Origin of the sequence: Lysinibacillus sp. fls2-241-R2A-57, from assembly GCF_030209535.1 — a bacterium.
Classification (GTDB): domain Bacteria; phylum Bacillota; class Bacilli; order Bacillales_A; family Planococcaceae; genus Lysinibacillus.
The window spans coordinates 1-15500 of the sequence record NZ_JARVRU010000173.1 but is presented as its reverse complement, the minus strand read 5'-3'; the positions used below and the strand labels follow the sequence as shown (position 1 = coordinate 15500).

Below are 15500 nucleotides of genomic sequence, written 5' to 3'. Positions count from 1 at the left end.
ACTTCATTCCTCCCACCTCTGAAGAAGTGGGCTTCCTGAAGCTCAATTCTGTGAAATAGTGATGTAGAAAACAAGTATAGAAACAATTAGTAGAGGTATTTAAAGTTATATAACATCGCCTATAGCATTTTCTGGTTTCCGTCGAAGTTTGATAGCCCATGCACAATGATGAGAGCTCAATTTTTGTTTAGCAGCTCCTATGAAAGATCCTTTTTTAAATAATAATGTTTATAATCTCTTCCGACATTGTCCAATGTACCATAGATTTCATATCCATGATTTTGATAAAAATCTAAAGCTTGAAAACTTAAAGTATCTACCTTTATGAAATCACATTCGTTATTTACAGCAATTTGTTCAATATCTAATAACAATTTAGACCCATACCCTAATCCACGAAGATCCTCATCGATCATAAGTGTATGTATCTCTAACCAATTCCAGCAAATTTCCCCCAGAATGCCTCCACGAATTTGATCTTTTTCATCTGTAAGAAATAAATTGATTTCTTGATATCTACCCCTTAAATCATTTGGAAAATGCTTTAAATTAAATTCATATAACTTGTTATTAATATAAGATTTTTTGCCAGTATCTAGTTCTTGTGAAATTTTGTATTGCATGAATTATTCCTCCTCTTTTATATTGGGAATTTTCGTTTCCAAATCATATGGTGACTGTTTTCACCCCAATAATGCTCAAGTAAAAAGTCTGGCTTGCCAAATTTTTTCTGCCAAATAAATTGAGCCTGTTTATAACCACTATCTAAACAAAAACCTCTACTATTTTTACTCTCTAGCGTTGTTAACATTTTTTGAAGTAACATCGTTCCTATACCTTGATTTTGATAGATGGGGTGCACAAAAACTGTCCCAATCTCAGGAAAGTCTGTTAGATCTTCCAGAACGTTTTTTTGAATCAATTCATTTGCGATACCATATTCTATTGTTCCTACAATTTTCTTTGTTTCCTCGTGAATTGCTAACCAGAAAAATCGCTCCTCACCTTGGCTATCTAAATCCAATTTTAAATAATGTTTTTTCATTTCCCATTCGCTTTTTTGCTCGTCATAGAGCTCTGCAAGTCCTTCCTTTGTATATGTATCGGCAATAACAAGTAAAAAAAACTTATGCAACTCTTCGGTGTCTGTTGATTGGGGACGTCTGATGATAATTCTCTCCAAATGTATTCCTCCTTTTCAAGTAGCTGTAATATTATTGTAAATTTATTGAATGAAAAAGTTAAGTGTATTTTGATAGCAACTCCTCGAAAAGATGTAATATAAGAGGGAGGGGGGATGGTAAAGTGGATTATATTCAAATTACTAGGAACAATATTGAACGGGAGCATATATGTTGTGCACTTGGTGCGAAGCAATACGAGCATGCGGTAAAAGAAAAGAAAGAATGGCTAATGAACCGCATGGATGAAGGATTGGTCTTTTATCGTTTAAACGATCGAGCAAAGGTGTTTATTGAATATTTACCTGCAAATCAAGCTTGGGTTCCAATTAATGCACCGAATTATATGTATATTAATTGCCTATGGGTTTCAGGTAAATTCAAAAATCAAAATCATGCTAGACAACTGTTTGAAAAGTGTAAGGAAGATGCACTAGCGCAAGGTATGGATGGCATCGTACATATAGTAGGAAAGAAAAAACTCCCATTTCTAAGTGATAGACGTTTTTTTGAACATTTAGGATTTACAGTTGTAGATTATGCAGCATCATATTTTCAGCTAGCTGTCTATAAATTTAATGATAGGGTAGAAGATCCTTCGTTTAAATTACAGGTGAAAAATCCTTTAGTCAACAATAATGGTATTGTGATATATTACACAGCTCAATGTCCGTTTGCAGTAGGTGTTATAGATGATTTGAAAAATATAGCAGAGAAAAGGGGCATTCCTTTTTGTGCATATCAACTAATGACGAAAGATGAAGCGCAGAATGCACCTATCATATGGACTACCTTTGGACTGTTTTACAACGGTCGGTTTATGACACATGAAATTATGAGTGCAAACAAGTTTGAAAAGTTATTAAATACATTATGCCTTTCTCATAAACTTTAAAATTAGAGCAAATAAACAAATACCTACCAAAGAGCCTATAGTAAACGACCAAGAAAAATAATCGAAAAAGATGTATGCAATTAATATTCCCAGTATATAGCCGAGGGTTGTGCCCAGCAATTGTTTTTTGATATTCATCGTTCCCACTCCTTACTGCGTGAATTTTTTGAAATAATATTCTTTATTTATACTGTATAGAAATATTGGAAAAATATCCATAGGAATGAAGGTGTTGATTAGTTTTGAAAATTAGCAAACAGTATGCAGAACATTATAGTTGGGGAGATCAATGTGATGGCTGGCATTTAGTTAAAAACAATGAGCTTAGCATTATTCATGAGCGTATGCCCGCTAAAACAGCAGAGGTAAATCATTATCATCATCATGCACAACAATTTTTCTTTGTGCTATCTGGAACAGCAACAATTGATATTGACGGAAAACGTATCGTCTTACGGAAGAATGAAGGAATTGAAGTGCCGTCCCTTAAACCGCATCAGATGCGAAATGATTCAGAGGATGATGTAGAGTTTTTGGTCATTTCACAGCCAAATAGTAGAGGCGATCGTATCCAACCATAAAGTAAGTTTCATTCTTTTGCATGAGGTAGATATTTATTTTAGTAAGTATAGTAAATGCTAACAATTGCAAAGGGGATGTTTTACGAATGAAGATTACAAAGGTGACACTATATGTGTATGATGTACATAAAACGAAAGAATTTTACTGCAATCATTTAGGATTTACATTAATACGGGATACGGATAATGTTTTTGATATAGCTGTTGGTGAAAGTGTTATCACTTTTGAAAAAATATCGTATTTGGTTAAAAAGCAATATCATTTTGCGTTAAATATTCCATGTAATTTATTTAAGCAAGCGAAAAGCTGGGTAAAAGAATATGCAGAATTATTATTTTCAGAGGGACAGGATGAAGTATATTTTGATACATTAAAAGCTCATTCTTGTTATTTTTATGATCCAGAGGGAAATATTATTGAGCTCATTTCAAGGCAGGAAGTAAATCCAAAACAGGATGTAAAGTCTTTTTCACCCGAGCATGTACTAAATATTGCCGAAATGAATTTAACGACGGATGCTATTTATTCAGTAGCCGATAGTTTAAAAGAATACGGTATAACGCCAATGAATCATAACGAAATTCGCTCAAATGCTCTCACGTTTATGGGGAACTATGAGGATGGAGCAAATTTACTTTTAGGACCAAGTGAACGAGTTTGGTATTTTTCTAATAAAAAAGCAATTGTTAGTCCTATTAAGATAGAAATCAATAAAAACTTGCAACTATGTATGACCGAAAACGGTGATTTTACCATTTCACAGCTTTAAAAACACCATCAGACCACCTTATAATTTTTATTGAATAAAAAAGTATATTTATTCGAAAAGTGATTAGGGGAATATTTAATATTCGCAATAGCTAAGAAATTAAGCGGAAGAAAAACTGCTCATAAAAGCCCGATTGGTGAAGACAAATAATCGGTGGAGATAAGAAAAACCACTCCTGAAGGTTTCATTTTGAGTAGTTGCAAAAAATGCTATTAATCAATCATAAAGGAGTTAATTTTTTGAAAGCTAAAAGCATTAAATTATATGAATTTGGAAGCCCTCGGGAAGTTTTAAAGTTTGAAAATAAAACGATTTACCCCCCTCAAGAACAAGAAATTCTTGTTCGAATGCTGGCACGACCTATTAATCCTTCCGATTTAATACCAATATGGGGGAAGTATGCTCATCGAATTTCTTTACCAACAATTCCTGGCTATGAAGGAGTGGGTATTGTAGAGGAGGTAGGTCCGTTTGTTTCTAAAAATCTTATTGGAAAGCGTGTATTACCTTTGCGAGGAGAAGGAACTTGGCAGGAAATTGTAAAAACTAACGCGAAATTTGCAGTACCAATCCCCGATTCTATAGATGATTTTACTGCAGCCCAAATGTATATTAACCCAATGACGGCTTGGGTGACTTGTATAGACATTCTACAATTGCAGCCAAATGATGTTTTATTAGTGAATGCCTGTGGGTCCGCAATTGGACATATTTTTGCTCAGCTGGCAAAATTGCTAGGTTTTCAGTTAATCGCGGTCAGTAGAAATAATAGACATACCGCTGATTTAATTCAGCTTGGAGCTTCCTATGTAATAGATACCACTATTGAACCGCTCTATGAGAAAGTAATGGAACTAACGAATGGAAGAGGTGCTGATGCTGCTGTTGATTCTATTGGTGGGGTAGCAGGCAATGATCTTGCTTTCTGTTTGAAACCTGGAGGCAATTTTTTAGCAATTGGTCTTTTATCAGGTGTACAAGTGAATTGGCAAAGTATTGTTAAAGAGGCAAATGTCAAGGCAAGTATGTTCCATTTACGTCATTGGAATAAGCAAGTCTCGATAGAAAGATGGCAAGATACATTTCATCAGTTAATCAATCTCGTTAATAGTGGTACGTTAAAAATGATGGCGGTTGATTCTCATTATGATTTGTTAGACATTAAAAAGGCAATAGCGGCAGTTGAATCGTCTAAAACAACTAAAGGGAAGGTTTTTTTAACTTCTTTCAACGGGTGACAAGCTATTGATAGCCTATAGAGAAACGAAGGGGAGTCTATTCTACCCTTCGTTTTTTTAGCTTTGGGTATTCATTCGATCTCAAGTGCTTGTTTTGACCAAGTTATTAGCTAATGAATAGTTTGGGTTGGCTTCATTATCAAGTCAGCTACCATTTCTGGAACATCTGAAAAAAGGTACAACCTCCGTTCCATAAACCTTACAACTTTTGTCACTCTTCACTTTTTAAATACATGAATATATGCTTATTTGATGCAATTTACTTTAAATTTGCTTAAAACCAAAATTTTTGGATGAAATTTGATAAAATGTAACTCTTGTTTATAAGTGGCTCATCACCAAAAGTTGTGGATGACATTTGTTAAAACGTATGCCATGTATATAGGTTAATCTTCGTTACGGCTGGGCGACTCCTTAGGGATTAGCGTCACAGATGAGACCCTGGAGCGAGCATACAGAGGAACGAAGGCTAAAAACATCACGTCCTGTGATAACGCCTTCGTGACCTACATCGTGTAGGCCCAAGCGGCTCATCGGACGCCCCTAGGAAAGCGCCCAGCCGGAACGGAAATCAACCACACGTTATGGTGAAGAGCCTTATAAGTTGATTAGAGTGGAAATGGGGTGACCACTTATGATCAGCGTTAAAAACGAGTTATTAAATTAGTTTGATGTTTTTTAGGAGATGAAAGTATGAAAGAAACAATTTCTGCTGTTTGTACAACAGCTGGAACAAAAATTAGAATGATGAAGCAAAGACCTGTCAATTATTTCCTGCAGGCGATTTTTGGAGGACTTTTTGTTGGTTTTGGTATTATGCTCATCGTTACTATTGGCGGCTTATTAGATCCTGCTGGGGTACCGAGTATGAAGATCATACAAGGATTAGCATTCGGTGTGGCACTTAGTATGGTCATGATGGCTGGTGCAAATTTATTTACCGGTGATAATTTAGTTTTAACGGTTAGTACACTATCAAAAAAATCATCCCCATTAGAAATGTTAGGAATTTGGTCGTTTAGTTACATAGGGAATTTCTTTGGTGCTCTTTTAGGAGCCTTATTATTTTATAACGCGGGGCAAGTAGTCGGAGACACGGCAGCTTACATTGAAAAACTAGCTACAGCTAAGATGAACGCTGGCTTTGTTGCACTTTTATGTCGAGGTATTTTATGTAATTTACTAGTATGTTTGGCAGTATGGTGTACCTATAAATTAAAAACAGAAACCGCAAAATTAGTGATGATTTTTTGCTGTATTTTCCCGTTTGTTACAATTGGATTTGAGCATAGTATAGCAAATATGACATTGTTTAGCCTTGCTCTCTTAATACCTCATGGTGAACTCGTATCGTTTGCAGGTGCCATTTCAAATTTAGTACCCGTAACGCTAGGTAATATCATTGGGGGAGCTGTTATTGGTTTTGTCTATTGGGTGAATGCAAAAGATTAATATTCACTAGTTATTTCTATTGCAACTTCCTTGGTACGACACTTAGTAAGTGCCATGGCAGTTTGTAAAGCTTAATTTATTTAGTTATGATAATCTTAGTATTAGTAAGGGTAATAATGTTTCATGAGGGAGTGAAGATTGTGGAAAATATTAAGAAATTGAAAGATGCGATACACAAATTAAGTGAAGCAGATGCAAAATCAATGCTTTTCTTTTCCTTAATTAATAAACAATCGACCGAAGATATGCAGCAATTTATTTTAAAGCAAGCAGAAGATTACACCAAATTCAAAAATGCACAAACTGTACATATTGTATTTGGTCATTCTCCTGGTGGAAGCTTGAGAGCCGCATTCAGAGAGACGGACTATGAAATTACTGAAGATATTATTATTTTGCCAAGTGATTTTTCTGTTGGTCCAGTAAAAGATTTACATAAAGAGTCTGGAATTAAGGCACGTGTAATGTGGTTACAAGAGCGATATAGTATAGATAATGATGAGCTAAAAGTTTATCAACAAGATATAATAGATGCTTTTGAAAAAATAAAGAATATCCCTCCTCATCAGGATATAATGATTTTGACATGCCAAAATGCTCATGAGCAAACAGGGCTCCGTCTAGTTTTGGCATTGTTAAAAAATAAGCTAAATCGTGTGTTTGTACTAGATACTTTTCAAGCATTTCATGAAACTTATACGTTTCCGCAATTAGCCGAAGAAAATTATCCGATGTCTTCAGGAGAAATAAAATCAGAGGATTTACTCCTATTTTATGAACATTACGAGTTACGCCCTTTAAATAAAGCAAAACAACAAGCATTATATGAGGAAGGCTTAGGAATGCTTGTTGATGATTACAATATAATCCGTTCGTGGGAGCATCATGAACTTTGGCACAATATAAATGAAGATCGGGATGATGCTTTCATAATTACATGCGCCAAACGTTTGCATGAGGAGGATGGGGAAGTTATGTATAGAAAGGCTGCAAGATTAATTGGGGAAGTATTGGGACATATGGAACAATATCGTGGCGGTAGTTGGATTGAATATCGTTTGCGCACTTTAATTAAGCAAGGCGTCTTTACATATAAAGGAGATCTAGCAGCCATGCGATTATATGAAGTAAAATTAACGGATGAATACTTAACAAATCCCATCTATTAATACTTTGACTTTGAGATAAATCATAGATAGAATGACAGGTAGAGTTACTTATGTGTAACTCTACTTTTTTTGTTGTGTCAATGTGATTAATGTCGTGAATTTAATAGATAATGAATTATAAAAAAGAGTGGAGGAAGACGATCATGGAACAAGAAGTGAATCAACATACTATCCTTCAAGCAATTTTGGAGCTTTCTAAGCAAATGCAAGACATGAAATTAGATCTTCAGCAACAAATCGAAGCAGTGGGAACAAGATTAGATAAGATTGAACAAAATTTAAGTAAAAAAATTGATGTTTTTGATTCAAAAGTTGGGATTGTATCACTTGATCTATTAGAAACAAAAGCTGAAGTATCTGTTCTTCAAAAAGCAAAATAATCGATCTTAACTTACCGTATCCCCTAAGGTTACGGTATTTTTTTATGGTATAATCTTATATGGAATAAATGGCTAGAAGGAGTGAACATAATGTTAAAAATAGAGGTATTTGAACAATTAAAAAAGGCAATGAAAGAAAAGGACGTATTAGCAAAAGGCGTACTATCGCTTTTGAAATCTGCCCTAGATTTAGCTGAGAAGGAAAAGGGAGAAGCTTTATCGACTGAAGAGGAAATTGCTATCGTTAATCGTGAGGTAAAGCAAACAAATCAGGCATTAGAAGGTGCTCAAAATGCAGGGCGAGCTGACTTAATTGAAAAAGAGGAAGCGAAATTAGTCCTATTAAAATCATTTTTACCGAAGCAATTAACTGAAGAAGAAATTGTAGAAAAACTTGTGGCAGCTAGCGTTGTAAAAGGGATGAATATGGGGGAAGCGATGAAAATTGCAAAACCTCTATTAACTGGTCAAGCAGAAGGTGCTATGATCTCAAAAGTTGTGAAGAGTTTAATTTCATAATTATAGTTAAAATCGGATCGCCTTCCATGTAGGTGATCCGATTGTTTTGGTTAACAATCATCTTTTTACCTTACTATCTAAGTACACCAGCATTGAATAACTGCAACTGATTCGCAGATTTGGATTATAGATCCTTTTGGTATCCAAGAAGCAAGATTTCTTTTAGTAGCTATTGCAAAATGTGGAAATTATCCATATACTATTAATTAACCACTGGTCAAACAAGGAGGACATTATGTCACCACGTAAACAGTCAACAAAAGATTTGACGAAAGAAATGATTGTAAATGAGGCACATAAGCAATTTATAGCGAAGGATTTTCATCAAGTATCGATGCGCAGTATAGCTAAAGAGCTTGGCTGCAGTCATGGGGCTATTTACTATCATTTTAAAAATAAAGCAGAAATTTTTTACTCAATTTTAGGTGATTATTTTTCTGAATTAAATAATACTTTAGATGAAACTGTGAATGGTCCTGGAGATAATAATGCTAAACTGCTGAATATTTTTGTAGGCTTTATGGCATTTGGTTTAAATAATCAAAGCCAATATGAATTAATGTTTATAATAAGGGACAGTGAAATGGATGGGCTTTCACAAGAGGCAGCAAATTTTAGTTATGAAAAATTTGCACAATCTGTACAGTCCTTATCAAAGACTGAACTGTTGATTTCAGATATACATTCTACATTTATTGCTCTACATGGTTTTGTTGCACATTATCGTCATTATGTAAAAAATTATGAGGAAGCGAAAGAGGCAGCAGATGTACATGCAAAATTTCTTTTTAACGCTTTAACATAAGGAAATGTAGTTCTAGGTTTCAATAATCTAGAACTTACTTTTTACAGCGATTTGACCAGTGGTTAATAAAGGAGGTATTTTCTTTGAAAACTGCATTAGTTATTGGGGCGTCTGGTGGGATGGGTTATGCTTTAGTTAATGAATTAGTAAGCCGCAATATAAAGGTAAAGGCCTTTGCTAGAAATAAAGTAAAATTAGTTGCACTTTTTCAGCATGACAAAAATGTCGAAATCATTTCTGGCGATGCATTTAATGAACAGGAAATGATGAAGGCTTCAAATGATGTGGATGTTATTTTTCATGCTATTAGTTTTCCATATCAGGATTGGGAAAAGAAGCATAACCGGTGCTTAGATATGGTCATTAAAATAGCCGAAAAGCAAGGAGCAAAGATTGCGCTTGTAGATAATATTTATGCATATGGAAGACAGTCCACAAATCGAATTACAGAGGAGGGGAGAAAAGAACCGCAAACAAAGAAGGGGAAAATTCGTTTAGCAATGGAAAACAAATTGAAGGAAAGTAATGTACCCTCGTTAATCGTTCATTTGCCTGATTTATATGGGCCAAATGCAGAGAATACAATACTCTATGAAACGCTAAAAAACGTTGCACAAGGTAAAAAAGCTAATTTTGTAGGAAATATGCAGGTGAAAAGGGAGTTCCTTTATACAGTTGATGGTGCAAAGGCTATGGTTGAGCTTGCTTCTCGAGATGCTGCATATAATCAGAATTGGAATGTTCCAGCTATTCATCCGATAACAGGGGATGAACTGATAAAAATATTACGTGAAATTACTGGTTATAAAAAAGGTATTCGTACAATCTCTAAAGGGATGATACGTTGTATCGGAGTTTTTTCTCCTTCTATGAAAGAAGTAGTTGAGATATTGTATTTAACAGAAAAACCGGTCATATTAAGTGGGGAAAAATACGAAAAGGAAATAGGCACTTTACCACATACTGCATATAGAGTAGGGCTAGAAGAAACGATTGTATGGATGAACAAGAGGGCAAAATAGGTTTATTATTGAGCGATAAAAGGATTTTTTTGTTGCTAAACTGATTGTAGCGTGGGGCTACTTGACGCTCAACAGTAGTGTATATTAGAGTCTTCAAATTAATTAGTGTTGATAAAAATGGTTAATCAACACGCATGAAAAATCATAACAAAAATCCGCATAGACTTCTGTTGGGAGAAACTTACCCACAAAAAGTATAGCGGATTTTTGTTATCAGAAAGAAGAATACTATTGCTTAGTTTTTCTTATAACTGAAATTTTTGTGTGATATTACGAAGTTGCTGTGCCATCTCAGCTAAATTATTTGAAGACGCAGTAATCTCTTCAATACTTGCAGATTGTTCCTCAGAAGCAGCTGCTACATTCTGAATGTTTCCAGATGCTTGAACGGCTACTACACCTACATCCTCTACAGAAATTGCAATGCTGCTAACCCCGTCATTAATATTTGTAATGATATTATTAACATGATCCATTTCTTGAGTTAGTGCAGTAATATGCGAATAGATTTCTCCAAAGGCTTCACCTGATGCATTAAAGGCGTTAGAGCTTTCTGCAAGGTTATTACTACTAATTGCCATGGATTTAACAGCTTGGGCAGACTCTTCCTTAATCGTTTCAATACGTGTTCGAATACTATTTGTCGCTGCTAACGATTGGTCTGCGAGTTTACGAACTTCTTCAGCTACAACCGCGAAGCCTTTACCATGCTCACCAGCACGTGCTGCTTCAATAGATGCATTTAAAGCGAGTAAATTTGTTTGATCCGTAATTTCATTAATTAAGGTTACAATGTCTCCAATCTCATTTGAGTATGTGCTTAAACGTTCCACAACCTTTGTAGACTCTTGAATAGCATTAGATGTGACCGTCATTTTTTCTGTAGCACTTTGAATCGTTGTATTGCCTTTTTCTGAAATAGAGGATGCACTAAATGCTTTAGCAGTGACATCATTAACGCTAGATACAACTTCTGACATCTTTGTAGAGATTGTTGTAATATGACTTTCTACTTCTTCAATAGAGGAAGTTTGTTTTTCTGATCCCGCAGCAACTTCTTGCATAGAAGAGGTAATTTGTTGAATAGATGCACTTGTTTGCTCAGAGCTTGCCGTTAACTCTTCAGACATAGCGGCTACTTGCTCAGCATTTTCAGCAATTTGCTGAATAAGCGAACGTAAGTCTGCGGTCATATTTTCAATGCCTTCAGAAAGCTGTGCAATTTCATGAGAACCCTTGATATGAAGTGGTTCAACAGCTAAGTCTCCTTTTGCTACTTTACCAACATAACCAGTCATATTTTTAATTGGTTTTATAATACCTTTACTAATGAAATAAGCCACAATAATACCAAATATCACAAAAATCACGGTCATAATGATACAGTTCCAAAAAAGATTTGTTTCAAGTTTAGAAATGAAAGAAGCGTCCATATCTAAACCAAAAAGAATATCGGTATCTTCAAATGGTATAAAAATCGATTTATGCATTCCGTATTCATCTTCATAAATCTCACTAGATTTAACAGTTCCAGAATCTAACGCTTCACGCATTTCTTTACTAAAAGTATAGGCCTCTTGATGATTATCTTTATTGCTTAATGCAACTATATGTTCCTTGCCATTTGAACGTGAAAGGACGTAGGCGTTTTCGATATCAAAATTTTTAAGTGTTTCATTTAATTGATTTAATAGTTCGTCATATTTATCCTTATCGCCGTTATCTGCAGCTTTGACATCGTTTTTGTCGATATCTTCAAAAATAGTTTTAGATATAACATTTAAAGACGACTCAAATTGTGTAATAACATAATTATTGATAATTTGATTACACACAATAAATAATACGACGCTAAATAATATTGAGATAATCGTAATTGGAATTGTAAAACTTGCAATATATTTATAGAGTAAAGAACTCTTTAGCTTAGTGACTATATTCAACTTTAGCATCCTCCAAAACTTTCAACTTTTGTTGTAAGAAATGAATCATGTCACCAATATGCTCCGTTTCAGTATAAGGAGAAATAGAAAAGAATTTTGCAGCAGCGACTGGCATTTGTTGTTTTGTATCACTAGTGATGACAGTGCAAACCCGTGTTGTATCGCCGAAAAATACTTCGTCACGACCTTCACCTATAATTTCAAATAAAGAAGCATTTAGGCCATTAATATATTCAATCTGATCTTGTGTATAGCTACCTGACTGTTCAGATTTCCAATTCAAACCTTCTGGATATAAACGGAAGGCTGTGACTGGTCCGATATTAGATTCATTTACTAGTTGTAACATAGGCGTTTTCTCGGCTAATTGTGCACGGAACGCTAAATTTACACGCACATAATTCGCTAATATTTGTTGGTAGCCTTCTTTACCAAACGCCTGTAATGCTGCGTAAATAGCAATTGAACTACCCATACGAGAGCACTCTAATGTATAGCCTGTATGATAAGAACCATAGCCGCGATTGCCTACATAAGGTGTGTCGAAGTCCTCAATATCTAATAGCTGCAAATGTTTTCCTTCTTTTATTAAGAATAAGCTTGTTAAATACGGTGTTTGACCAAGCTTTTGGAAGTCGAAGCAAAGGCTATCTGCAATAGGTAAATATTGCATACGTTCTTTAATTTGTTCTAAACCTTGTAAAACATCAGCCTCAAACTGAAGTGGATTTGCCTTAAAGTCATAATCGTTGAAGAATGCGTAAAAACCACCTAAAGCTGAATCAGCGTGAATATGTATAGGTTTTAAGGAATGTTTTTGTTCTAGCTCAGTTGTAACATTTTTGATTGCTTGTACATCATCAATAGCAAATTGATCTGTAGCGCCTGTTGTAGCAACTACATACACTGGAATGCCACCGTTTTCGATAACCTCAGTCATACGCAAACGTAAGTCTTCGATATCCATTGAATGATCTTGTCCAGCTTTTACACGAATTAAATGCTTGCTACCGATGCCGACTGCTTCAATTGATTTTAATAAGCTGTAATGCGCATTTTCTGAAGCGAAGCAATATAAATTATTTGGTACGCCATCTTCCTTTGCGTTAGGGAATTGTTTAGCGATTGCAAGACGTAGCCCACTGAAAACAGCCCCTTGTCCACCCCAAGTTGTGTAACCGAAGCTTTGTGTATAGTCGTAGCCAACTAACTTCGACATCATTGCGACCACCTTTACCTCACATTCTGCGGCAGCTGGTCCGTATACATCCCATAGATTGTTACCATTAAGTAAGGCACTTGTAAATTGACCTAATATGCCAGGAATGCTGGCCATTGGTAAAACATTTGTTACAAAGTTGCGTGTATGGTAAGGATGTCCTTGCATCAATTGTGTTAATCCATCCACAACCTGATCAAGTCCTACACCTGAAGTTGGTACTTGATTATCTTGCATTAGCTCTTTGTAAAAATTGTCAGAACGCTCTTTCATCGGTCCAAGAGTTGTTGATTTTGGGTCCTTTAACTCATCTAAAGAGGAAACAATTTTCTCTAATAGAGATAATAAATTCTCTCTTTGTTCGATATTTCCGTCTTCACTTTGGAATAATTGTTGGATTTTTTTCATGTTTATCATCCTTTATAGTTCATATTTCCTCTATTTTTTATTTCAAAAAAATAGGTCGTTTTACTAAAATTATAATAACATATTATAACAGAAAATGAATTTATATTTTCTTTTTTGACATTTTAAAATAATCTAATTACTTTTTGTGAAGGGTGGTTTGGCAATAGGGTGTTTTTGGAAAGGTTGTATTGTAGAGGGTTTTTATGATGTTTTCGAGAAAATCATTGCAGAAATTAGTGCTTGCTAAATAGTGTGAAGAAATAGATTGCTTAATAGTAAATACTATTCAAAGAATAACTTTTAGTTTTTAAAAAAGTGAATGTTATAATACTTTATGACTATTTGGGGGAGAATTACTTTTGTTAATTTCTTTGTTCGCTTTATTCGAAATATTGTGGTAGCATTCTCCGAACTCACTTGATTTTTCTTGTTCTGTAAACCAATAATTTTTTCAATGATAAACCATACTAATTTTGAGGTGAAAAAATGTATAAATTGCTATCACATAATGATTTAGATGGAGTAGGTTGCGGAATTTTAGCCAAGCTTGCCTTTCATGACCAAGTAAAAGTAAGATACAATTCGATTGCGTCGCTTGACCGTGAGATTGAGTATTTTTTAGACAATACCAAGCAAGATACTTTTTTATTTATTACCGATTTATCTCCAAACGAGAAAAATGAAAAGAGATTGAATGAGTATTATATCGCTACTAGCAAAGTTCAACTGCTTGATCACCATAAAACAGCTCATCATTTGAACGAATATGAATGGGGTAAAGTGTTGGTAGAGGATGAAAATGGATATTTAACATCGGCAACATCCTTATTTTATCAGTATCTAGTTACACATGGATTATTAGAGAAAACGAATTCCATCACAGAATTTGTAGAGTTAGTTAGACAATACGATACATGGGAATGGGAAAAGAATGAAAATCACCAAGCCCATCGTCTAAATACTCTCTTTTTTTTGGTGTCGATCGAGGAATTTGAAGAAAAGATGCTTGAACGTTTAAAAACAAGCGGGCATTTTGATTTTGATGAATTTGAAAAGAAAATTTTAAACATGGAAGAAGAGAAAATAGAACGTTATATCCGACGGAAAAAAAGGGAGCTAGTGCAAACAGCAATTGGAGATTATTTTACAGGTGTGGTTTATGCAGAATCTTATCATTCAGAGCTTGGTAATGAATTGGGAAAAGAAAATGTACACCTTGATTATATAGCTATATTAAATATGGGGGGCAAAAAAATTTCCTTTCGTACGATTCATGATCACATAGATGTTTCGGCCATTGCAGGAGAATTTGGAGGGGGCGGTCATCAAAAAGCGGCTGGTTGCTCTTTAACAGATGAAGCTTATGAGCAGTATGTGGCACAAACATTTCATATAGAACCAATCCCAGAGGATGCGAAACGAAATCGCTATAATTTAAGGTTTTCTTCTTTTGGGACATTGTATAAAAACCTTAAGGAAGATGTTTTCCTCCTATACTCAATAAGTGATTTTGATTGGGTAATTGAAAAAAACAAACTTCCATTAGATCAAATCTTTACAAGCTTTTATGAAGCGGAATGGTTTTTAAAAAGAAATTATCAAGCATGGTTAGTTAAAGATGAGTTATTTGTAGATTATTTAATGAAAGAGGCCAAAAAGATTCGTCATCAAGAGTAAGGGATATATTATTTCTTTCATGGTGTTATTTTGTGAAGGGAATTATTAAGGTGTCATACAAAGCGTGGCTCTTTGGCAAAACGACTGGTTGATTTCCGTTCCGGCTGGGCGGTTTTGACTGAGCGAAAGCGTAGTGCTAACGTAGCGACAGCAACAAATGGTTTTGACTGAGCGAAAGCGTAGTGTTAACGTAGCGACAGCAACAAATGGTTTTGACTGAGCGAAAGCGTAGTGTTAACGT

Annotated in this window: 15 protein-coding genes; 11 read left to right on the top strand and 4 right to left on the bottom strand. The window is 34.8% G+C overall.

The genetic code is table 11. The features are described 5' to 3' along the window. Positions 1-197: 197 nt before the first annotated feature. Both QRN68_RS22520 and QRN68_RS22515 read right to left on the bottom strand, forming a co-directional pair. Positions 198-623, bottom strand: coding sequence for a GNAT family N-acetyltransferase (locus QRN68_RS22520; RefSeq protein WP_285399335.1), 426 nt, complete (start codon positions 621-623; stop codon positions 198-200). A gap of 17 nt (positions 624-640) precedes the next feature. Then, a complete protein-coding gene (locus tag QRN68_RS22515) occupies positions 641-1183 on the bottom strand; it encodes a GNAT family N-acetyltransferase (RefSeq protein ID WP_285399334.1) in 543 nt (180 codons plus the stop codon). Between the two features lie 122 nt (positions 1184-1305). Here QRN68_RS22515 and QRN68_RS22510 point away from each other — a divergent pair, with 122 nt between their 5' ends. From QRN68_RS22510 to QRN68_RS22465, 10 genes are all read left to right on the top strand, one after another. Beyond that, on the top strand, positions 1306-2076 hold the full coding sequence (locus tag QRN68_RS22510) for a GNAT family N-acetyltransferase (protein WP_285399333.1): 771 nt from the start codon (positions 1306-1308) through the stop codon (positions 2074-2076). A 242-nt stretch (positions 2077-2318) separates the two neighbouring features. Further along, positions 2319-2657 (top strand): cupin domain-containing protein, encoded by a 339-nt coding sequence (locus QRN68_RS22505; RefSeq protein WP_285399332.1) that lies wholly within the window; start codon positions 2319-2321, stop codon positions 2655-2657. An 86-nt stretch (positions 2658-2743) separates the two neighbouring features. After that, positions 2744-3427 (top strand): VOC family protein, encoded by a 684-nt coding sequence (locus tag QRN68_RS22500; protein WP_285399331.1) that lies wholly within the window; start codon positions 2744-2746, stop codon positions 3425-3427. Positions 3428-3666: 239 nt separating this feature from the next. After that, a complete protein-coding gene (locus tag QRN68_RS22495; RefSeq protein ID WP_285399330.1) occupies positions 3667-4665 on the top strand; it encodes a zinc-dependent alcohol dehydrogenase family protein in 999 nt (332 codons plus the stop codon). Between the two features lie 693 nt (positions 4666-5358). After that, complete coding sequence (locus QRN68_RS22490) at positions 5359-6117, top strand: formate/nitrite transporter family protein (RefSeq protein ID WP_285399329.1); 759 nt, start codon at positions 5359-5361, stop codon at positions 6115-6117. Positions 6118-6257: 140 nt separating this feature from the next. Then, positions 6258-7286 carry a DUF1835 domain-containing protein gene (locus tag QRN68_RS22485; RefSeq protein WP_285399328.1) on the top strand — a complete coding sequence of 343 codons (1029 nt, stop codon included), beginning with the start codon at positions 6258-6260 and terminating at the stop codon, positions 7284-7286. 143 nt (positions 7287-7429) lie between these two features. Next, positions 7430-7666 (top strand): hypothetical protein, encoded by a 237-nt coding sequence (locus QRN68_RS22480; RefSeq protein WP_285399327.1) that lies wholly within the window; start codon positions 7430-7432, stop codon positions 7664-7666. A gap of 90 nt (positions 7667-7756) precedes the next feature. Continuing rightward, positions 7757-8185: a GatB/YqeY domain-containing protein gene (locus tag QRN68_RS22475; RefSeq protein WP_285399326.1), complete on the top strand. Its 429-nt coding sequence runs from the start codon at positions 7757-7759 to the stop codon at positions 8183-8185. A gap of 235 nt (positions 8186-8420) precedes the next feature. Beyond that, complete coding sequence (locus QRN68_RS22470; protein WP_285399325.1) at positions 8421-8990, top strand: TetR/AcrR family transcriptional regulator; 570 nt, start codon at positions 8421-8423, stop codon at positions 8988-8990. A gap of 83 nt (positions 8991-9073) precedes the next feature. Next, complete coding sequence (locus QRN68_RS22465; RefSeq protein ID WP_285399324.1) at positions 9074-10012, top strand: SDR family NAD(P)-dependent oxidoreductase; 939 nt, start codon at positions 9074-9076, stop codon at positions 10010-10012. 245 nt (positions 10013-10257) lie between these two features. Here QRN68_RS22465 and QRN68_RS22460 read toward each other — a convergent pair whose 3' ends face one another. Both QRN68_RS22460 and QRN68_RS22455 read right to left on the bottom strand, forming a co-directional pair. Next, positions 10258-11964, bottom strand: a complete 1707-nt coding sequence (locus tag QRN68_RS22460; protein WP_285399323.1) for a methyl-accepting chemotaxis protein — start codon at positions 11962-11964, stop codon at positions 10258-10260. After that, entirely contained in the window at positions 11939-13582 is a 1644-nt protein-coding gene (locus QRN68_RS22455) for a pyridoxal phosphate-dependent decarboxylase family protein (protein WP_285399322.1), read from the bottom strand. The genes QRN68_RS22460 and QRN68_RS22455 overlap by 26 nt, the downstream gene beginning before the upstream one ends. Before the next feature lie 486 nt (positions 13583-14068). Between QRN68_RS22455 and QRN68_RS22450 the strand changes: the two genes are divergently transcribed. Then, positions 14069-15259, top strand: coding sequence for a DHH family phosphoesterase (locus QRN68_RS22450; RefSeq protein ID WP_285399321.1), 1191 nt, complete (start codon positions 14069-14071; stop codon positions 15257-15259). The last annotated feature ends 241 nt before the right edge of the window (positions 15260-15500 follow it).